This window comes from Blautia sp. ZXY-1-C6 (genome assembly GCF_056339875.1).
In genome coordinates, this window is the sequence record NZ_JBWJVQ010000170.1 from 29,886 (window position 1) to 49,139 (window position 19,254).

Here is a 19,254-nt window from a genome sequence, read left to right on the forward strand (position 1 = left end):
TAAATCATTCGTTTGAACATGATTCCTGCCGTATGCAATAATTATTTATAGGGAGGGATATTGCTTTCCGGCGGTTCGGGGATAAAATCAAAAATTTTCCGGTAGCTTTCCCATTCGTCATTGTCTTTGGCAGGAGTGCATATCAGGCCGGTACATTCCGTACAGGCGTTGGTATTCAGGTAATTATCATAACATATATTATAAGGATTTTGGCAGTTATTTTTACATATTTCTGACATTTTTTACCTCCATGATTATAGCAGACCGAGGCGGGATATCTGTATTCATGTAATTTCTCATTTCTGAAGATGCCGGACTGCTGCATAATGTTATAGTATTAGTATATGCGGCTGTTTTATTCATAGACTTACGAGTGTTTGCAGCAATATTCTCAAGTAAAAAAAGCAGACCATTCGTATAGAATGAACAAAAAACAGCATTCAAATTTGTGAAAATAATAACGGAAAATATATTGAAATTTCTATGGATTGTGTTATAATTTCGATAAATAAATAATAGCGAAGTAGGATTTTATGCGTCAAGTGTTCACAGGCTGGGGAGTCGCCGTGAAACGAAAAGCAGAAAGCGTGCTGCTTACGATATAATTTCCGCACCCGTTGCTACATATGAGAGCATCTCATAATGTGGAGGGATTATTATTTATGTAACTACTCTATTTTTTAAACACATTATGGAGGTGTTTTTATTATGCAGAAAAAACAATATTGGAACGTAAAAACATTGGTGTTCATGGCTCTTCTGATCGCCATGCATCTGGTACTCACACGAGTTCTGGTCATTGATCTTGGTGCGTACCGTATTTCTGTGGGAAGTGTATGTACAATCCTTGCAGGTCTGTGGCTTGGCCCGGTAGCTGGTGGTGTCTGTGGATTATGTGCGGATATTATCGGGTGCTTTATGAAAGGCTATGCTGTAAATCCGTTTATCACAGTTGCAGCAATCCTCTGGGGTGTGCTTCCTGCCCTTGCAAAACCATTATTTGCAAATAGAAAGAAAACAGGAAAGACAGTTGGTATCTGCGTATCTATCGTGGTAACTGCAGTTCTCAGCTCTCTGGTGCTTACAACAGCAGGACTTGTGATCATGCTTGGATATAATTTCTATGCGATCATGCCCGGAAGACTGGTACAGTTTGCAATTATGATCCCGATTTACTGTGTATTAACATGTCTGCTGTATTTCAGCCCGCTGACAGCGATGGTTGTAGGTAATACATCACCTGCAGTGCTGAAAAACAAAACAGTATAATTGAGTTACTGTTCACACACCACTATTCCGCGAGGTGTTTTGGCATGAATATGCCAAAATCCCGAGACATACAAGCCAAAATTCCATTGCCGCAGGCAATCTGGAATGAATTTTGGCTACGTTACTGTGAACGGAGTGAACAGTAACATAATTGAGTCAGAGATAAAATACAGAATAAGACTTGAATATTAAAATTAAAATGATATACAACATAGTTGGCGCGAACTATGTTAAATGAATCAACTGATTCCCCGAAAAAGAAAAGTTAAAATCTATAAAAATTAAGAACTATCTGTAAAAGCAGAAAATGAAAATGCTTTACAGATAGTTCTTTTTTATTTCTCAGGCGGGAAATTTCCGTTTTCATCCGGCTGCACGCGGAACCAGTAGGTGTATAGCTGATGAAACCCCAGCGATTTATAAAGAACGCGGGCATTGTCATTTCCTTCTACAACCTGAAGATATGCATTCTGTGCACCTTTTTTCATTCCTTCTTTCAGAAGTCCGGTGCAGATCTGACGGGCATAGCCATGTTTGCGGTATTCTTCTTTGACATGGATGGCATAGATGCCGATATAATCTCTGTCCAGAATACCAAGTCCGGTTGCGATGATCTGGTTGTCCATGCGGATGGAAGCACAGATGGTTTCCTTGAGGATTGCCTGATACATAGATGGAACAACCTTCCGGTGGATGGGATTGGTGGTGTTTTTTAAACGGAACAGACTTTCAATCCATTCGGAGGGAATATTGTCACAGAAGGTTACATCAGGATATGGAGTATCCAGCCGTGCGGCGTTCATGCTCATTGCCATGACATTGGTGGTATGCTGGATGGCATATCCCCGATTCTCCAGAACATAATCAAAGTCAGGAGAGACAAGAGGACTGATCTTAAATACAGCGGGGGTTCCCAGACGCTTATATACGCTTTCACAGTATGGGATTTTTTCCCGCCAGGTGAGGGTGGAATTGCCGAACTGTTCTACGCTGTTGGTTCTGTGTGTATAAAAATAAGAAAATCTCAGGATCCAGCCGTCGTATAATTCCATCTTGTGAGATGGCCAGGCATTCAGAGACATATCTTCAATCTGTTTAATTGTAGTTTCCATAATATAAGGAAGACTCCTTTCCATAATAAGTCCGCAGATATGAGCGAGGACAGTGATTTATTATACAAAGTTCCGGGAAAATGCGCAATAGTTTATCTGTTCAGGGATTGTTATCAATGCTTTGAAGGAGAGGGAACAGTTTCTCGGCCAGAAGCTTATGCCCATACAAAGTAAGATGAATCCCGTCTGTTGTTATGGCATCAAATCCCGATTGAGTTGCTTCCTTATTAAAATAGTTATGCAGAGGCAGAAATGGAAGTCTGAATCTGACAGAGAGCTGTCGGATAATATCAGACATGGTATGGACATAGGGAATCCATGTCTCATATTCTTCCGGATGTGGAAAGATAAAGGGTTCCATAAGGATTACCTGCCTGGCATCTGCAGTGAGCAGATTCAATAATTCATTGTAATGAGTGGCAAACTCTCTCATCATCTGTTCTTTCTGAGAATCCGTCCGGTCTGTGTTCATTATCAGACCGATATCATTGATGCCGATCAGCAGAGTTATAACAGGAGAGCAATGCAAAAAAATACGGTGTTGACGGATATTTTCAAGGACTCTTGCCACAGTGAAGCCATCTATGCCACAGTTCCTGAAATGTATGGCACCTGTTGATCTATCTGTTAACTGTACAGCGCTTGATGAGCGTCTGACGGTATCTGCGGATATGGAGAAAGAAGGAGGCTGATTACGGAACATTTCTGAGAGTATCTGTACATACCCATTTCCCAGAGGAAAATCTTCAAATAAATGATTACAGTCCGTAATACTGTCTCCCAGACAAATGATTTGCATAAAAAACCTCCTGTTTGGTATTACCAATATAAGGATTGGTAAGTGCAGAGATATAAAATTTATATAAAAACCATATAAAATAATATCATCTGCTTACAGTTCGGTCAATGAAAATTGCCTTTTTTTCGTGAAAATGCATTAAAAAAATTATGAAAATCTATTTTTCAATCAAAATATCTGGATGAAATGCACAAAAAGAAAATCTATTTTTGCCAGAAATAGTCAAAATAATTGTTGACTTTTTAACGGATTTTAATATAATAATCTCAAAATCTTGAATCGATGGAAAGCTTATGAAATATTTTACAGACATAAGTTTAGGAATCCTGGCTGAGGCATCTGAGGCAGACAGCATAAAAAGCCAGAATATCTTCCGGAGATTTAAATAGAAAAAGGAGGGAAAAGAAACGGGTAATTTAGCAGACACGTTAATGGAAGAACTTCAATGTAAGACAGTTTTTACCATACCGGTGTTTGGAGGAATACCAGTTGCAGAGTCAGTAGCAGTGACATGGGTGATCATGGCAGTGCTTTTAATTTTGTCATTGGTGCTCGTAAGAAACCTGAGTGTGGAAAACCCCGGTAAGAAACAGATTTTGTTGGAAACCGGTGTCAGTTTTCTTCATGATTTCTTTAAGGATATCCTTGGAGAAGAGGGAAAAATGTATATTCCCTATCTGATGACAGTTGTCATTTACATTGGAATTGCAAACATTTTCGGTGTGTTTGGATTTGTACCGCCTACAAAGGATTTGAACTGTACGATCGGTCTTGCACTCACAAGTATTTTTCTGATCGAGTATGCAGGATTCCATAAGAAAGGTCTGAAAGGCTTTCTTAAAAGCTTCGCAGAGCCGGCACCGATTATGCTGCCAATCAATATTCTGGAGGTCGCCATTCGACCCACATCACTTTGTATGCGACTTTTTGGTAATGTGTTAGGAAGCTATGTGGTTATGAAACTTCTTGAGTTTATATGCCCGGCAATTATTCCTATCCCATTCAGCCTGTATTTTGATTTCTTTGACGGATTCATTCAGGCTTATGTATTTGTATTCTTAACTTCTTTATTTATCAAAGAAGCTATTGAATAAAAAAGACTACTGTTCATACAGGAATATGACACCTATATAAGACCTGAGACGCGGGACATAATGGATAAGACAGCAGTTATGAACAGCACTTAAATGCTGTCCGGATATCCGGTGGGTCATAACGGTCATAAACAACCGTTGGTACAGACATCTGTTGCACAGGCATCAATGATCTCATCGGAATATCGACAGGATAGCATATTGTGAAGAAAGATTTGTAATATTTAGTTTATTTCAGTTAAACAACAGGAGGAAAAAGTTATGTTAGTAGCTATTGGAGCAGGAATCGCAGTTTTAACAGGTATTGGCGCTGGTATCGGTATTGGTATGGCAACATCCAAAGCAGTAGAAGCAATCGCAAGACAGCCGGAAGCAGAAAGCAAGATCAGCAAATCCCTTCTTTTAGGATGTGCCCTTGCCGAGGCAACAGCTATTTACGGTTTCGTTATCGGTCTTCTGATCGTTATCATGCTTGGCTAATTGATGGATAAAGAATAACTAAGAAAGGCAGGTGGGACAGGTGATCGAGATTAACATCAACCTGGTCTTTACAATTATTAACCTGATTGTTCTTTATCTTTTAATGAAAAAGTTCTTATTTGGTCCGATCCTCAATGTGATGGAGCAGAGAAAAAACATGATCGACCAGCAGTTCGCAAGTGCCAAAGATACAGAAGAACAGGCATATGAACTGAAAGGCAAATATGAAGATGCACTGAAATCTGCGAAAAACGAATCCATGCGTATTGTAAACCAGGCAAAGGATGAGGCAAAAGTACAGGCTGAGCGTATTGTAAAAGATGCAAACACACAGGCTGGTGCAATGCTTGACAAAGCAAAGGCAGATATCAGGACAGAGCAGGAAAATGCTATGAAGGCTATGGAAAGCAGAGTGGCAGAGATCGCGCTGGATGCAGCCTCAAAGATCATGGGAGAGAAAAACAGCAGTCAGCAGGATTTGTCCCTTTATGACCAGTTTATAAAAGAGGCAGGTGATTCCAATGACGGAAACAAGCATTAATTATGCAAAAGCATTATATGAGCTTTCTGTCCCGGAAGAAGCTGTTTTGGAGACAGAAAAGATTTTCAGGGGTACCCCGCAGTTAAAAGGTGCCCTTGAGAATCCACTGGTTTCTTTAAAAGAAAAAGAACATGTAATTGACAGAGTCTTCCCACAGGAGATGAAAAATTTCCTGAAGGTGACCTGTAAATATCAGAAAATCAGCAGCATTTATGATATCCTGGAAGCATATGGCAATTACAGCCGCAAGCAGAAAGGAATTCTGAAAGCTGTTCTCACATATGTAACAAAACCGGAAGAAGCCCAGAAAGAGAAGATGGAAGATTTCCTTCGCAGGGAATTTGGAGCAAAGGAAGTAATCCTTACTCTCAGAGAAGACAAATCTTTGATCGGAGGCTTCATTCTTTCTGCCGGAGACAAAGAGTTCGACTGGAGTCTCCGCGGACGTTATAACAATTTAAGACAGAAATTGACACGGAGGTGAATAAAAGTTGGCTGCAATGAATCCAGATGAAATCATTTCGATTCTGAAAGAAGAAATTAAGAATTATGACGAAATCAGCAAGGACCAGGAAGTAGGAACAGTCATCTCCGTCGGAGATGGTATCGCCACGGTACATGGTATTGATCATGCTATGTATGGCGAGGTTGTAACCTTTGAGAATGGTCTGAAAGGTATGGTTCAGGATATCCGTGCAAACAGCATCGGATGTATCCTGTTCGGTAAAGATACAGGAATCAAAGAAGGAACAAAGGTAGCAAGAACCCAGAAGCAGGCAGGTGTGCCTGTAGGTGACGCTTTTATCGGAAGGATCGTAAACGCTCTGGGAGCGCCGATCGATGGTAAAGGTGAGATCAAGGCAGACGGGTATCGTCCGGTGGAGAATCCGGCACCTGGAATTATTGACAGAAAATCTGTAACAGTTCCTCTGGAAACAGGTATTCTTTCCATTGACTCCATGTTCCCGATCGGCCGTGGCCAGCGTGAGCTGATCATCGGTGACAGACAGACAGGTAAGACTTCTGTTGCACTGGATACCATTCTGAACCAGAAAGGCAAAGATGTAATCTGTATCTATGTTGCAATCGGACAGAAAGCTTCTACAGTAGCTAAGATTGTATCTACTCTGGAGAAACACGGTGCTATGGACTATACAACAGTATTCTCCTCTACAGCCAGTGACTGTGCACCGCTTCAGTATATTGTTCCTTATGCAGGTACTGCACTTGCTGAGTACTTCATGTATAAGGGAAAAGATGTATTAATGGTTTATGATGATTTATCCAAGCATGCAGTTGCATATCGTGCACTGTCATTGCTTCTGGAACGTTCACCGGGACGTGAGGCTTATCCTGGAGATGTATTCTATCTCCATTCCAGATTACTGGAGCGTTCCAGCCGTCTGAATGAAAAGGCCGGCGGTGGTTCTATCACTGCACTTCCTATCATTGAGACACAGGCAGGTGACCTTTCCGCATATATTCCTACAAACGTTATTTCCATCACAGATGGTCAGATTTTCCTGGAGAGTGACCTGTTTAACTCCGGTATGCGTCCGGCGGTTAACGTAGGTCTTTCCGTATCCCGAGTTGGTGGTGCTGCACAGGCAAAAGCCATGAAGAAAGCAGCAGGAAGTGTCCGTATCGATCTGGCTCAGTATCGTGAGATGGAAATCTTTACACAGTTCAGTTCTGATCTGGACGAGGCTACAACTCAGCAGTTGAAATACGGAAGTGGACTTATGGAACTTCTGAAACAGCCGCTTTCAAGCCCGTTAAGTCTTCATGAGCAGGTCATCACTCTTTGTGCGGCAACACACAAGGCAATGATGCACGTGGAAACCAAGAAGATGAAGAAGTATCAGAGAGATATGCTGGACTACTTTGACAGTGCTTATCCGGAAATCGGAAGAGAGATCGAGGAGAAGAGACAGCTTCCGGATGAACTGGCAGAAAAGATCGTGAAAGTGGCAGAAGAATTTGCAGATAAGAGCAGGTAGGTGTTGATATGGGCAGTACGAAAGAGATTCAGACTCGAATGAAAAGCATTCAGGACACCATGAAGATCACCAATGCCATGTATATGATCTCTTCATCCAAGATGCAGAAGGCCAAAAGAATCCTGTCCGATACAGAGCCGTATTACTATAATATGCAGGCAGCAATTTCCCGAATCCTGCGTCATATGCCGGATACAGAGCATCCTTTTTTCAGTATCCGTCATAAGATTGCGGAGGAAGACCGTAAGATCGGCTGTATCGTAGTTACCGGTGATAAGGGTATGGCAGGTGCCTATAACCATAATATCCAGAAAATGACAGAACAGTTTATGGCAGAGCATGAGCACTGCAAGCTTTATGTGCTGGGTATGGTAGGCCGTCAGTATTTCACGAAGAAACATATGGATATCGCAGAGAACTTTCCATATACAGTACAGAAACCGACCATGCACAGAGCGCGTCTGATCTCAGAGGAGATTGTCAGAGCGTTCTTGGACAGAGAACTGGACGAAGTCCGTATTTTCTATACGGAGATGCAGAGTGCAGTTGCCATGGAGCCGGTGAATATGCAGCTTCTTCCATTGAAGAAAGCAGAGTTCCTGCCAAATCAGGCAATGCTTGCGGACATGCCACAGGAGGAAATCGTGCTGTCACCATCAGCCGATGTACTTCTGAATACCATGATCCCAAATTACCTGACTGGTCTGATCTATGGATGTCTTGTAGAAGCCTATGCCAGTGAAAATAATGCCAGAATGATGGCAATGCAGTCCTCTACGGACAGTGCAAAGAAGATGCTCAGGGAGTTATCCATTGAGTATAACCGTGCGCGTCAGGCTGCCATCACACAGGAAATCACTGAGATTGTCAGCGGTGCAAAAGCACAAAAAAGGAAGTGACGACGATGAACAAAGGTAAAATTGTACAGGTTATGGGACCTGTTGTAGACGTTGTTTTTGAAGATGGAAATCTTCCTGAGATCAAGGATGCCCTTGAGGTAGAGAACAACGGTAAAAGATGTGTAATGGAAGTTTCCCATCATCTGGGAAACAATATGGTACGCTGCATTATGCTGAGCGCAAGCGAAGGCTTACAGCGTGACAGAGAAGTCATCGCCACAGGAAGCGGCATTAAGGTTCCTGTAGGTGATAAGACACTGGGACGTTTATTTAACGTACTTGGTGATACAGTAGATGACGGTCCTTCCCTTGAGGGAGAACAGAAATGGGTCATCCACAGAGATCCGCCGGATTTCGAACATCAGAAACCGGCTGTAGAAATCCTGGAAACAGGTATTAAGGTTATCGACCTTCTTGCACCATATGCAAAAGGTGGTAAGATCGGTCTGTTCGGTGGTGCCGGTGTTGGTAAGACAGTCCTGATTCAGGAGCTGATCCAGAACATTGCCACAGAGCATGGCGGATATTCCATTTTCACAGGTGTTGGAGAGCGTTCCCGTGAAGGTAACGACTTATGGTCAGAAATGAAAGAGTCCGGTGTTCTTGAAAAAACAGCCTTAGTGTTCGGACAGATGAACGAGCCACCGGGATCCCGTATGCGTGTTGCTGAAACCGGACTGACAATGGCTGAGTACTTCAGAGATGAGGAACACAGAGATGTGCTTCTTTTCATTGATAATATTTTCCGTTTTGTACAGGCTGGTTCCGAGGTTTCCGCCCTTCTTGGACGTATGCCTTCAGCCGTAGGTTATCAGCCAACACTGGCTACTGAGATGGGTGAACTTCAGGAACGTATCGCTTCTACTAAGGATGGTTCTGTAACATCTGTACAGGCTGTCTATGTACCTGCCGATGACCTGACTGACCCGGCTCCTGCAACTACATTTGCTCATCTGGATGCAACAACCGTTCTTTCCAGAAAGATCGTAGAGCAGGGTATTTATCCGGCCGTTGACCCGTTGGAATCTACTTCCCGTATCCTGGAGCCGGATGTTGTAGGTGAAGAACATTATGAAGTAGCACGTAAAGTACAGGAAATCCTTCAGAAATATAAAGAACTTCAGGACATCATTGCTATTCTTGGTATGGAAGAGCTTTCTGAAGAGGATAAGAGCACTGTATTCCGTGCAAGAAAGATCCAGAAGTTCCTTTCTCAGCCGTTCCATGTAGCTGAGAACTTCACAGGTATCAAGGGTAAATATGTTCCTCTGAAAGAAACCATCCGTGGATTCAAGGCAATCGTTGATGGTGAGATGGATCAGTATCCGGAAAATGCTTTCTTCAATGTTGGTACAATTGAGGATGTCATCGAGAAAGCAAAGACTGAGATGGGTCAGGAATAAGGAGCGGATTTTATGGCAGATACATTTGGTCTTGAGATTTATGCCAGTAATAAGCTGGCGTTTGCAGGACGTGCCAAAACCCTGACAATCCCGGCTGTTGACGGTGAGCAGGCCTTTCTGGCACAGCATGAGAATATTGTTGCTGCTATCATTCCGGGAGAAATGCGTTTCGAGGAAGCTGATGGCACAAAGCATGTTCTGGCTGTGAGCAGTGGGTTTGTGGAGATGATCAATAACCGTGTGAAGCTGTTCTGTCTGACGGCAGAGAGTCCTGAGGAGATTGATATCCGCAGGGCACAGGAAGCGAAGGAGAGAGCAGAAGAGCAGATGAGACAGAAGCAGAGTATTCAGGAGTATCATATGAATCAGTTGGCTCTGTCCAGAGCTATGGCACGACTTAGGGTTACGAGTCATAAAGAAATTTAAAGAAACAAAATATATCAATAAAAAGCATCTTTGGATGGTCTGATGAAGGCTTTCCGTAGATGCTTTTATTGCTTTGTACCATGTTCTGACTTATTTCTTGGCTGGTGAAAATTATTTTTGCAGAGTCCATTTTCTGTTTGAATTATTTCCAATTGGAGATACATCAGGTATTTCTTTTAAAATAGCCCGGGTTCGCGGAAGACTTAATCCAATATATTCAGCAATATCACTGGTTTTTGAGATATTGTTTTTAGATAAATACTCTCTGATTTTTTCTATATTTTCCAAAGTTTTTTGGTTTTGTTTTTTATGACAGGATTTATTCGCTTGTTTTTTATCGCTTGTTTTTATCGCTTGTTTTTTATCGCTTGTTTTTATCGCTTGTTTTTTATCGAAGCTAAGAATCAGAAGAGTTCTATCTGGATCAAATTGTTCTTCTATAACTGGTTCAACCCAGCCTTGATCCTCCCATGTGTTAAAAATGTTGGGTACTCCGCTGCCGGCACGCTCGCCGATATTGATCAGATTAAACATTTTCATGAGTACTTTGTTGCGAGGATCAGAAATTCCCCCTTTTTTCATTTGTTGTTTTCCTGTTCTGGAATATCCTGGATTTTCAAATACTATTCTGTCAGCTTCTTTTCGGACTACAATGCCTCGAACACCATAAAAGTCTGCATTTATCAAACAGTTTGCGAGGGCTTCCCTCAATGCTTCATGTACGGGAGTATCATCAATACGGTTTCCATCGATTGTTTTAAAAGGTACCTTGATATCTTTAACAAGTTTATTATATACTCGGAAGTAAAAATCACATATATTACCGGACCATTCACCGGAACTTGACTGTAAGCGATCGGTCCAGCGTATAGTTGGATCCAGAATTTCACGATAATCTAAAAAATATTCAGGGAAATGTCGTACAATGTTATATTCATCTCCAAACATTAGCATTCCTGCAGCTGTTGGATGAAGGCATTTATCAATATTGGAAATGGCAGCAGCTCCTATGCTGCGTAAATATTCAGAATCATTTAAACGGCCAAATGGATGTGCAGGTTTAAGGGCTCGATGTCTGTTGCGATATCCCTGAATGGTTTCATAATTTAGGTCGCTTATTGGAACATCATCCAGTACATCCATATCCATAGTGTTGTCTGTCTGGTCGCGGAGCATGGCTTTCACCTGAAGTTTGGTACAATGATAGTCTCCTTCGTGATTTCTTCGAAATGTTCCGCCAAATATATCATCATTAATATACACAGGTTTTTGTTCTCTGTTTGCCATAGGAACATAAATCACGATGATAGTATCTTCATCCTTCTCATATATCTCTACATCCTGATCAGATAGAAGATTTACGTTGACCTTTTTTCGATTATTGATTGTATCCCAGAAATGTTTTAACAGCTTGTCCCTGTCTGTACTTTTTAAACCTGTAGTTCTCCAGGTTCCATCTTTGTTTTCGGCAACTCCCAGAATAATTACGCCGCCATAACAATTTGCAAAAGCAGAGTAAGTCTCCCATAAAGAAGAAGGAAGGCCGCCATTTGCTTTTTTTACTTCGCGCCGGTTATCTTCTTTATATAAGTTGAACTTTGTAATATCAAAAAAATGTACCATTGTTATTACCTCTTTTTGAAACCAATAATTTGTCTTTATTATACCGTACAGAACTGAAAAATGGCAATGGCTATAATTAAAGAATATTTGTCGAAATTGCCACAGGTATAGAGTGCTTCACATTAATTCTGGAAACAGATATTCTGTTTTGCGAGTACAGGATATCGGATTAGGACTGTTGTATCCAGATTTTCACGATGCATATCGACAGCATTGATCTGATGATTTTCATAGGTGGTATAATAATAAATTCCCTTTGTTGTGTTGCAGCAGGAAGTGTAGAGAGTGATCTCATATTTGCCTTTTGCTACTTCGCAGCAGCCACGCTGTTGATCTACGGAGCCGAGGATGTGGAAGAACTGGCTGACGCTTTCGAGTTCGGAGTCGCCGGATCTGGAGTTCATTTTTGTGAAGGCAACTTTGGCAAAGCGGGAGGCGGAGGAAAGGTCTCCCGGGAGGCCGAGGGCGCCCATACCGCGGCTGTAGGATTGGAGTTCTAATCCTGGAGCGAAGGTGTTTTCTGGTTGGCGAGGGGAGAGAGACTGGTAGTTGTTAAGCTGGAACATCTGCTGTGGGAAGGGTGGGTTATTGGTTAGTACCCCTACAGGATTTTCGTAGATATGGAGGCCGTCCTGCATGGATTCGATAACGAGGCAGCCGGAAGCATCTGCGAGGATCCAGTGGAGCTGAGCACATGGGAAGTTCTCACTGAACTGTGTGTTGGTGAGATTCATAGTTGAGAGTCTCTGGCGGGCTTCTTTTAAGGTGGCACACTGGCTGAGAATCCATGGGATGAATTCGAACTGGGCTACGTTTTCTTTGTCCGATACTGGTTCTGCATAGACTGCATTTCCTACGAAATTCAGACCTGCCATGCCGAGACCTTTTTCATTAATGGCATCATAGTAGAGTGGATAGTCTCCGGCCACATGAGCCATTCCGATGATGGCATAGTGAGAGTCAGGGGCTTTATCAGAATGACGGAAATGGAATGGGTAGTTTCGTGGTGTGATGGTGATTTCATCACCGTAGGAAAATTCATAATCAAGGGTTCTGCCGAAATAGAAATCTTTTGTTTTATAAGTTGCTGCTGTGCACATATTTTCTTACCTCCTGGTGCCAAAATAGATATACTTGTAGAACGTGTATATTTTGAAGAATATTACCACAATCTTTTGTTTTTATGCAATATACAGATTTTGTTTTTTGCACAGATAAAATTTGGGTTATATTGCTGGTAAGAAAAAAAATCATGATGTATACTGGTATCAGATAACTATTCAGCAGTCCGTTATCCCGCAAGGTACTGAAAGAGTTTCAATTTCGGAAAATAAGCAAATCATAAGATTAAAAGCAAGGAGGATCAGGAATGAAGTTCACAGAAGGTTACTGGGAGAAAAATGAACGCGCAAACGCATCCTATGCGATGCAGGCTTTTACTGCGGAAGCAATTCCGGGAGGAATGAGAATTGTTTCTCCATTCCGCCAGATCACAGACAGAGGCGGTGCTCTGGATGTTGGAACTATCACTACAGAATTTATTTCTGTACGTAAAGATATCATAAGTGTAAGAAGTTATCATTATGAAGGTTATGTAAAAGGTGAGCCAAGGTATGAGCTGAATGAGGATCCACAGGAAACAGAGGTTGAGATTACAGAAGATGAAGCTGTGATGAAAGCCGGAAGAATGACAGTAAGAGTGGACTTGAAAGACTTTAAGATTACATATGAAGCAGACGGAAAAGTTCTCACAAACATCGGATTCCGCAATCTTGGCTATATGCAATATGACAGAGCTACGCTGACAAAATTCCCGGAACCGAACTATATGGCAGCACAGTATCAGCCATATATGGTGACAGAGCTTTCTCTTGCACCTGGAGAATGTGTATATGGTCTGGGTGAGAGATTTACAGCGTTTGTAAAGAACGGTCAGGTTGTTGATATCTGGAATGAAGATGGCGGTACAGCTTCTCAGATTTCTTATAAAAATATTCCATTCTATGTAACAAGCAAACATTATGGCGTATTCGTAGACCACAGTGATCATGTTTCCTTCGAAGTTGCAAGTGAAAAGGTTGAGAATGTGGGATTCTCTGTGAAAGGTGAAGAGATCAGATATCATATTATTTACGGAGATGACATTAAGGGTGTAATTGAGAACTACACAGATCTTACAGGAAAACCGGCATTGCCGCCTGCATGGTCCTTTGGATTATGGCTTTCCACATCCTTTACAACAAACTATGATGAAGAGACGACCAATTCCTTTATCCAGGGAATGGCAGACAGAGATATTCCATTGAGTGTATTCCATTTTGACTGCTTCTGGATGAAAGAGTTCCACTGGTGTGATTTTGAATGGGATTCCAGAATCTTCCCGGATGTACCGGGAATGCTGAAACGTTATAAGGATAAAGGACTTAAGATCTGTGTATGGATTAATCCATATATTGCACAGGGAACTAACTTCTTTAAAGAGGGTCTGAAGAACGGATACCTGGTACAGCGTGCAGACGGAAGAGGAATCAAGCAAATCGACAACTGGCAGCCTGGCATGGGCCTGGTTGACTTTACAAATCCGGATGCAGTGAAGTGGTATCAGAATAAGCTGAAAACTTTGCTTGATATGGGTGTTGACTGTTTCAAGACAGACTTTGGCGAGAGAATTCCGGTCGATGTGAAATATTATGACGGTTCAGATCCGGTTTCTATGCATAATTATTATACGTACCTTTACAACAAGGCAGTATTTGATCTGCTGAAGGAAGTAAAAGGTGAAGGTGAAGCAATCCTTTTTGCAAGAAGTGCGACAGCAGGCGGACAGCAGTTCCCGGTTCACTGGGGCGGTGACTGTTCTGCAACCTATGCCTCCATGGCTGAGAGCTTAAGAGGTGGTCTGTCCTTTACTTTATCAGGATTTTCCTTCTGGAGTCATGATATGGGCGGATTTGAAATGACAGCAGCACCGGATGTATACAAACGCTGGCTGCAGTTTGGTCTTCTTTCCACACACAGCCGTCTCCATGGTTCCAAGAGTTATCGTGTACCGTGGCTGTTTGATGAAGAAGCTGTAGATGTATGCCGTAAGTTTACAAAGCTGAAATTAAGATTACTCCCATATCTGTATTCTATGGCCGTAAAATCACACAAGACAGGTATTCCGTCCATGCGTGCAATGATCATGGAATTTAACGATGATCCTGCAACCAAATATCTGGATATGCAGTATATGTTAGGTGACAGTATTCTGGTTGCACCAATCTTCAACAAAGAAGGTCATGCAGAATATTATCTGCCGGCAGGAAAATGGACTCATCTTTTAAGCGGAGAAGTCAAAGAAGGCGGAAGATGGTATGAAGAAGATTATGATTTTTTTTCACTGCCTGTATTTGTAAGAGAGAATACTCTGCTTCCGATTGGTGCTGTAGATACTACCGTTGATTATGAACTGGAGAAAGATGTACAGATTCAGGTTTATGAAGTAAATGAAACTGCATCCTGTGAGGTAGTGACGCGTAAAGGAGAGACAGCTTTTACAGTAAAAGCTGTAAGAGAGGGAAATAAACTCACTCTGGAAGCTTCAGCAGAAAATGGAGGTATGACCTATCTGCTGAGAAATATTCATGAAATAGCCGATGTTACTGGTGGAAGCATAGTGAAAGATACAGAAAATGGTATTATCATTGTACCGGAAGGATGCAGACAGGAAATCGAACTCTAATTGACAGGTGCATGATATTCTTTCTGTGAAGTGCATTATAGCCGGGTTTATGTTACTGTTCAATTTGTTCTCAGTAATACACTTCGCATAGTATATTTCGGGATAGCAGCGTGTGGACAGGTAACAAGTTTATAAATATTTTAGAAATTCGACAAAAAATAGGACTGGACAAATGGATTGTCCGGTCCTATAATAATACTCACCAGAGTTCTTCTGGTGATTCAATCCCGTCAGTTCGGCGGTTAATTCCACTTTTATTTTTTTAAAATACCAAAGAAGAGACAGACTGTTTCCTATTGTATGAACAGTATCGAAACAGTTGCGAAAAATATAAGACTGGAGGTGATGCAATATGCATTTTTTCACCTTTTTCCTGTAACGGTTGCCGGAACTGCCATGATCATGGATATCCGTACAGCAAAAGTTGATAACGGATGGATTATTTTTTCCATGTCTGTGGGACTGTTTGTCTGTATATGGCAAAAGAATATTACGGGAATTGGATTTTTTATAATGGGAAGCGTAATGCCGTTATTTCTTATGATCCTCTTTGCTTTTGGGATGATAGGTGCCGGAGATATTAAATTATTCTGCGCACTGGGAGGGATAATGGGCTGTGAATCTATCATAAAATGCATCTTTATTTCTTTTCTGACAGGTGCAGGTATTTCTGCCGCACTTCTGATCTTTAACCACAATTTCTGTGAACGTATCCTTTATTTTATTGAATATGTGAAATGTACAGTCGGTACGGGAAAGATTAGTTCCTATCGGAGAAAAAATATTGCTGCTCCTGAAAATTTCCATTTTACGATTCCTGTTTTTATAAGTGTGTTGTTATATGCAGGAGGTATCTATTGAAAAGAAATATTTTTGCAGTATGCGATCTGGAAGTGGATTATGCGTTGAACTTTATGGACTATATGAATCGGAAGAAGAATATTCCCTTTGAGATACAGGCATTTACATCTGTAGAGAACCTGATCGCCTATGGGAAACAAACACATATAGAGTTGCTGTTGATCTCCGGGCGGGCTATGTGCCGGGAAGTCCGGGATCTGGATATCGGGAAGATCATCATTTTGTCGGAAGGGGTACACCCTCCGGAACTTGACCAGTATCCAAGTGTGTATAAATATCAGTCTTCTTCTGATGTTCTCCGGGAAGTGATGGCATGTTATGGCGCCGAAAAAAAGACAGTGGCAGATCAGATTGCTGTATTAAAAAAGACAACAGAAATTATTGGAATATTTTCACCTCTGGGACGTTGTCTGAAAACCTCTTTTGCATTGACACTTGGACAGATACTTGCCAAAGAACGAGCCGTTCTTTATCTGAATATGGAAGAATATTCCGGATTTGAAGAATTGATGGGAAAAGGTTTTGCCCACAATCTGAGTGATCTTCTTTATTATGTGAGACAGGATAACCAGAATCTTCTCTATAAGATGAACAGTATGATACAGACGATCAATAATCTGGATTATGTTCCACCTGTGCAGATGCCGGCAGATATCCGTACAACAGCCTGGCAGGACTGGGAACGGCTTTTTCAGATGCTTATACTTGACAGTTCTTATGAAGTGATTGTGCTGGATATTGGATGTGGGATTGATGAAAATTTCCAGCTGCTGGATATGTGTAAGAAGATTTATATGCCTGTATTGTCTGATGCTGTTTCACAGTGTAAGATTGCGCAGTTTGAGAATCTGGTCCGAATCTGGGATTATCCTCAGATTCTGGAAAAGACGGAAAAGATAAATCCACCGTTTCATATGGCAACCTGTCTATCACCTGCGTATGTTGAACAGCTGATGTGGAGTGAACTGGGAGATTATGTGCGGAACCTTCTGAGGAAAGAAAGCCAGAAAAAAGAAAATTAAAAAAGTTCCGGAAAGATGCTGTAAAGGGAAAAAGGATGAACAAAGATGTATTTAGAAAGCTGCGGCAGATGCTGATGGAAGAACTGGATCTGTCCAGAGAATTATCGGATAAAGAAATCCTTGATGTAATTGATGAGCTGATTCTGAACCAGATAAAAGATGTCCGTCTTGCGCTGAAAGAAAAGGTACAGCTTCGTCAGGAACTGTTTTATTCTGTCCGCAAACTGGATGTGCTTCAGGAACTGGTGGATGATGAGACAGTGACTGAGATCATGGTAAACGGGCCGGATACCATTTTTGTAGAACGGGCTGGCAAGCTTATGAAATGGCATAAAAGTTTTACTTCTGCTGAGAAACTGGAGGATGTGATCCAGCAGATTGTTGGAAAATGTAATCGTGTGATCAATGAATCCATGCCGATCGTGGATGCAAGACTGGAAAATGGTTCCAGGGTAAATGCTGTAATTTATCCGGTTGCATTAAATGGTCCGATTCTCACTATAAGGCGTTTTCCTGAACACCCCATTACAATGGAAAAGCTGATCGCACTGGGAAGTATCACACAGGAATGTGCAGAATTTCTGGAGAAGCTTGTGAAGGCCAGATATTCCATGGTCATAGGAGGCGGAACCGGAAGCGGAAAGACTACATTTCTTGCAGCAATGTCGGAATATATCCCCAGGGACGAAAGACTGATCACAATAGAAGATAATGCAGAACTTCGCATCAGGGGAATTGACAATCTGGTCCGGCTGGAAGCAAAGATGGCAAACATGGAAGGAGCAGTTTCCGTTACGATCAGAGATCTGATCAAATCTGCATTACGAATGCGTCCGGACAGAATCATAGTGGGAGAAGTCCGCGGCGGAGAGGCAATGGATATGCTTCAGGCATTGAATACAGGGCATGAAGGGTCGCTGTCTACTGCCCATGCCAATTCTGCCAGGGATATGTTATCCAGACTGGAAACAATGGTTCTGATGGGCGTTGATCTTCCATTGGAAGCAATCAGAAGACAGATTGCTTCCGGAGTGGATATTCTGGTACATCTGGGAAGAATGAGGGATAAATCAAGGAAATTGCTGGAAGTAACTGAGGTGTGCGGCTTTGAAAATGGAGAAATCCGTATCCGGCCGCTGTATCAATGGCAGGAAGGGAAAGGTCTTGTAAAGACAGCATCCCTCCTTCATGTGGAAAAACTGGAAAGAGCGGGGATTGAACTATGAAAGGGAAAGAAAAAGAACAGCTTTATCAGAAACGTAATTATGATCATTATCGTTTTTCTATGAAAGAACTTCTGAAATATATGGGACAGGCACTGGCGTTGTGCATAATGGCAGATTATCTTTTTTACAAAAGTAAATGGGTGTTGCTTCTTATGCTTCCTGTTCCTGTGTTTTATCTGAAATGGCAGAAAAATCGTATGATCAGGGAAAGACGGAAGAATCTGAATTATCAGTTTAAGGATGCACTTACTTCGCTGAGTGTTGCGGTTCAGGCCGGATATTCGGTGGAAAGCGCGGTAAAAACCTGTGTCAGAGATTTGGAGAGACTCTACGGAAAGGGAACGGATATTGTGGAGGAATTTCGCTATATTGAAAGCCAGCAGCATATCAGTGTTCCGCTGGAAGAGCTGTTTCTGGATCTTGGAGAAAGAAGTCAGATAGAAGATATCGAAAATTTTGCCTCTGTATTTTATACAGCCAAGCGTACAGGTGGTGATATGAACCGGGTAATTCAGAAGGTGTCTCGTATGCTTGGAGATAAGATTGACGTTAAAAAAGAGATAGAGGCTACACTGGCAGCAAAGAAGTCAGAACAGATGATCATGAGTCTTATGCCTGTGGGAATTATCCTGTACTTGCAGATGACTTCACCGGGCTTCTTAAGTGTTCTTTATGGAAATCCCTTTGGAATTGCAGCAATGAGTATCTGTCTTGTCATTTATGCTGCGGCATACTGGCTTGGCAGAAGGATTGTAGATATTGAGGTGTGACAGTA

Annotated in this window: 19 protein-coding genes and 1 riboswitch; of the genes, 14 read left to right on the plus strand and 5 right to left on the minus strand. The window is 41.8% G+C overall.

The annotated features are described in order from the left end of the window. Positions 1-41: 41 nt before the first annotated feature. Complete coding sequence (locus tag AC075J_RS08435) at positions 42-239, minus strand: hypothetical protein (RefSeq protein ID WP_055199845.1); 198 nt, start codon at positions 237-239, stop codon at positions 42-44. Between the two features lie 278 nt (positions 240-517). Beyond that, positions 518-622: riboswitch (THF riboswitch) on the plus strand. An 86-nt stretch (positions 623-708) separates the two neighbouring features. Between AC075J_RS08435 and AC075J_RS08440 the strand changes: the two genes are divergently transcribed. Further along, entirely contained in the window at positions 709-1,269 is a 561-nt protein-coding gene (locus tag AC075J_RS08440) for a folate family ECF transporter S component (RefSeq protein ID WP_008707011.1), read from the plus strand. Between the two features lie 335 nt (positions 1,270-1,604). Here AC075J_RS08440 and AC075J_RS08445 read toward each other — a convergent pair whose 3' ends face one another. Then, a complete protein-coding gene (locus AC075J_RS08445) occupies positions 1,605-2,381 on the minus strand; it encodes a GNAT family N-acetyltransferase (protein WP_055199844.1) in 777 nt (258 codons plus the stop codon). A gap of 100 nt (positions 2,382-2,481) precedes the next feature. After that, complete coding sequence (locus AC075J_RS08450) at positions 2,482-3,180, minus strand: SGNH/GDSL hydrolase family protein (RefSeq protein ID WP_055199843.1); 699 nt, start codon at positions 3,178-3,180, stop codon at positions 2,482-2,484. 431 nt (positions 3,181-3,611) lie between these two features. Between AC075J_RS08450 and AC075J_RS08455 the strand changes: the two genes are divergently transcribed. The 8 genes from AC075J_RS08455 (at position 3,612) to atpC (ending at position 10,023) form a co-directional block, all read left to right on the plus strand. Continuing rightward, positions 3,612-4,274 carry a F0F1 ATP synthase subunit A gene (locus AC075J_RS08455; RefSeq protein ID WP_055199842.1) on the plus strand — a complete coding sequence of 221 codons (663 nt, stop codon included), beginning with the start codon at positions 3,612-3,614 and terminating at the stop codon, positions 4,272-4,274. Positions 4,275-4,535: 261 nt separating this feature from the next. Next, on the plus strand, positions 4,536-4,754 hold the full coding sequence (gene atpE, locus AC075J_RS08460) for an ATP synthase F0 subunit C (protein ID WP_008707007.1): 219 nt from the start codon (positions 4,536-4,538) through the stop codon (positions 4,752-4,754). A gap of 40 nt (positions 4,755-4,794) precedes the next feature. Beyond that, on the plus strand, positions 4,795-5,295 hold the full coding sequence (gene atpF, locus AC075J_RS08465) for a F0F1 ATP synthase subunit B (RefSeq protein WP_476390240.1): 501 nt from the start codon (positions 4,795-4,797) through the stop codon (positions 5,293-5,295). Then, complete coding sequence (gene atpH, locus AC075J_RS08470) at positions 5,276-5,779, plus strand: ATP synthase F1 subunit delta (RefSeq protein WP_008707004.1); 504 nt, start codon at positions 5,276-5,278, stop codon at positions 5,777-5,779. The genes atpF and atpH overlap by 20 nt, the downstream gene beginning before the upstream one ends. 16 nt (positions 5,780-5,795) lie before the next feature. Further along, on the plus strand, positions 5,796-7,295 hold the full coding sequence (gene atpA, locus AC075J_RS08475; protein WP_055057703.1) for a F0F1 ATP synthase subunit alpha: 1,500 nt from the start codon (positions 5,796-5,798) through the stop codon (positions 7,293-7,295). 8 nt (positions 7,296-7,303) lie between these two features. Further along, a complete protein-coding gene (gene atpG, locus AC075J_RS08480; protein WP_008707001.1) occupies positions 7,304-8,194 on the plus strand; it encodes an ATP synthase F1 subunit gamma in 891 nt (296 codons plus the stop codon). A 5-nt stretch (positions 8,195-8,199) separates the two neighbouring features. Continuing rightward, entirely contained in the window at positions 8,200-9,597 is a 1,398-nt protein-coding gene (gene atpD / locus AC075J_RS08485) for a F0F1 ATP synthase subunit beta (protein ID WP_008706999.1), read from the plus strand. A 12-nt stretch (positions 9,598-9,609) separates the two neighbouring features. After that, the gene (atpC, locus tag AC075J_RS08490) at positions 9,610-10,023 is read left to right on the plus strand and encodes an ATP synthase F1 subunit epsilon (protein WP_008706997.1); all 414 of its coding nucleotides are present in this window, start codon (positions 9,610-9,612) and stop codon (positions 10,021-10,023) included. 111 nt (positions 10,024-10,134) lie between these two features. Here atpC and AC075J_RS08495 read toward each other — a convergent pair whose 3' ends face one another. Together AC075J_RS08495 and bsh are read right to left on the minus strand one after the other, a co-directional pair. Next, complete coding sequence (locus tag AC075J_RS08495; protein ID WP_008706995.1) at positions 10,135-11,646, minus strand: ATP-binding protein; 1,512 nt, start codon at positions 11,644-11,646, stop codon at positions 10,135-10,137. 122 nt (positions 11,647-11,768) lie between these two features. Continuing rightward, positions 11,769-12,746, minus strand: a complete 978-nt coding sequence (gene bsh / locus AC075J_RS08500) for a choloylglycine hydrolase (RefSeq protein WP_008706993.1) — start codon at positions 12,744-12,746, stop codon at positions 11,769-11,771. A 269-nt stretch (positions 12,747-13,015) separates the two neighbouring features. Here bsh and yicI point away from each other — a divergent pair, with 269 nt between their 5' ends. The 5 genes from yicI (at position 13,016) to AC075J_RS08525 (ending at position 19,249) form a co-directional block, all read left to right on the plus strand. After that, positions 13,016-15,370, plus strand: a complete 2,355-nt coding sequence (yicI, locus tag AC075J_RS08505; RefSeq protein WP_062807082.1) for an alpha-xylosidase — start codon at positions 13,016-13,018, stop codon at positions 15,368-15,370. A 300-nt stretch (positions 15,371-15,670) separates the two neighbouring features. Beyond that, positions 15,671-16,231 (plus strand): prepilin peptidase, encoded by a 561-nt coding sequence (locus AC075J_RS08510; protein ID WP_242971736.1) that lies wholly within the window; start codon positions 15,671-15,673, stop codon positions 16,229-16,231. After that, positions 16,228-17,253: a P-loop NTPase family protein gene (locus AC075J_RS08515; protein ID WP_022380463.1), complete on the plus strand. Its 1,026-nt coding sequence runs from the start codon at positions 16,228-16,230 to the stop codon at positions 17,251-17,253. The genes AC075J_RS08510 and AC075J_RS08515 overlap by 4 nt, the downstream gene beginning before the upstream one ends. A gap of 35 nt (positions 17,254-17,288) precedes the next feature. Continuing rightward, on the plus strand, positions 17,289-18,479 hold the full coding sequence (locus tag AC075J_RS08520; RefSeq protein WP_008706987.1) for a TadA family conjugal transfer-associated ATPase: 1,191 nt from the start codon (positions 17,289-17,291) through the stop codon (positions 18,477-18,479). Beyond that, a complete protein-coding gene (locus AC075J_RS08525; protein WP_008706986.1) occupies positions 18,476-19,249 on the plus strand; it encodes a type II secretion system F family protein in 774 nt (257 codons plus the stop codon). The genes AC075J_RS08520 and AC075J_RS08525 overlap by 4 nt, the downstream gene beginning before the upstream one ends. Positions 19,250-19,254: the final 5 nt, after the last annotated feature.

Excerpts from the sequence above, each read along its gene's own strand:
- AC075J_RS08435 (WP_055199845.1), bottom strand. The coding sequence starts at position 239 with ATGTCAGAAATATGTAAAAATAACTGCCAAAATCCTTATAATATATGT.
- AC075J_RS08440 (WP_008707011.1), top strand. The coding sequence starts at position 709 with ATGCAGAAAAAACAATATTGGAACGTAAAAACATTGGTGTTCATGGCT.
- AC075J_RS08445 (WP_055199844.1), bottom strand. The coding sequence starts at position 2,381 with ATGGAAACTACAATTAAACAGATTGAAGATATGTCTCTGAATGCCTGG.
- AC075J_RS08450 (WP_055199843.1), bottom strand. The coding sequence starts at position 3,180 with ATGCAAATCATTTGTCTGGGAGACAGTATTACGGACTGTAATCATTTA.
- AC075J_RS08455 (WP_055199842.1), top strand. The coding sequence starts at position 3,612 with ATGGAAGAACTTCAATGTAAGACAGTTTTTACCATACCGGTGTTTGGA.
- atpE (WP_008707007.1), top strand. The coding sequence starts at position 4,536 with ATGTTAGTAGCTATTGGAGCAGGAATCGCAGTTTTAACAGGTATTGGC.
- atpH (WP_008707004.1), top strand. The coding sequence starts at position 5,276 with ATGACGGAAACAAGCATTAATTATGCAAAAGCATTATATGAGCTTTCT.
- atpA (WP_055057703.1), top strand. The coding sequence starts at position 5,796 with ATGAATCCAGATGAAATCATTTCGATTCTGAAAGAAGAAATTAAGAAT.
- atpG (WP_008707001.1), top strand. The coding sequence starts at position 7,304 with ATGGGCAGTACGAAAGAGATTCAGACTCGAATGAAAAGCATTCAGGAC.
- atpD (WP_008706999.1), top strand. The coding sequence starts at position 8,200 with ATGAACAAAGGTAAAATTGTACAGGTTATGGGACCTGTTGTAGACGTT.
- atpC (WP_008706997.1), top strand. The coding sequence starts at position 9,610 with ATGGCAGATACATTTGGTCTTGAGATTTATGCCAGTAATAAGCTGGCG.
- AC075J_RS08495 (WP_008706995.1), bottom strand. The coding sequence starts at position 11,646 with ATGGTACATTTTTTTGATATTACAAAGTTCAACTTATATAAAGAAGAT.
- bsh (WP_008706993.1), bottom strand. The coding sequence starts at position 12,746 with ATGTGCACAGCAGCAACTTATAAAACAAAAGATTTCTATTTCGGCAGA.
- yicI (WP_062807082.1), top strand. The coding sequence starts at position 13,016 with ATGAAGTTCACAGAAGGTTACTGGGAGAAAAATGAACGCGCAAACGCA.
- AC075J_RS08510 (WP_242971736.1), top strand. The coding sequence starts at position 15,671 with ATGAACAGTATCGAAACAGTTGCGAAAAATATAAGACTGGAGGTGATG.
- AC075J_RS08520 (WP_008706987.1), top strand. The coding sequence starts at position 17,289 with ATGAACAAAGATGTATTTAGAAAGCTGCGGCAGATGCTGATGGAAGAA.
- AC075J_RS08525 (WP_008706986.1), top strand. The coding sequence starts at position 18,476 with ATGAAAGGGAAAGAAAAAGAACAGCTTTATCAGAAACGTAATTATGAT.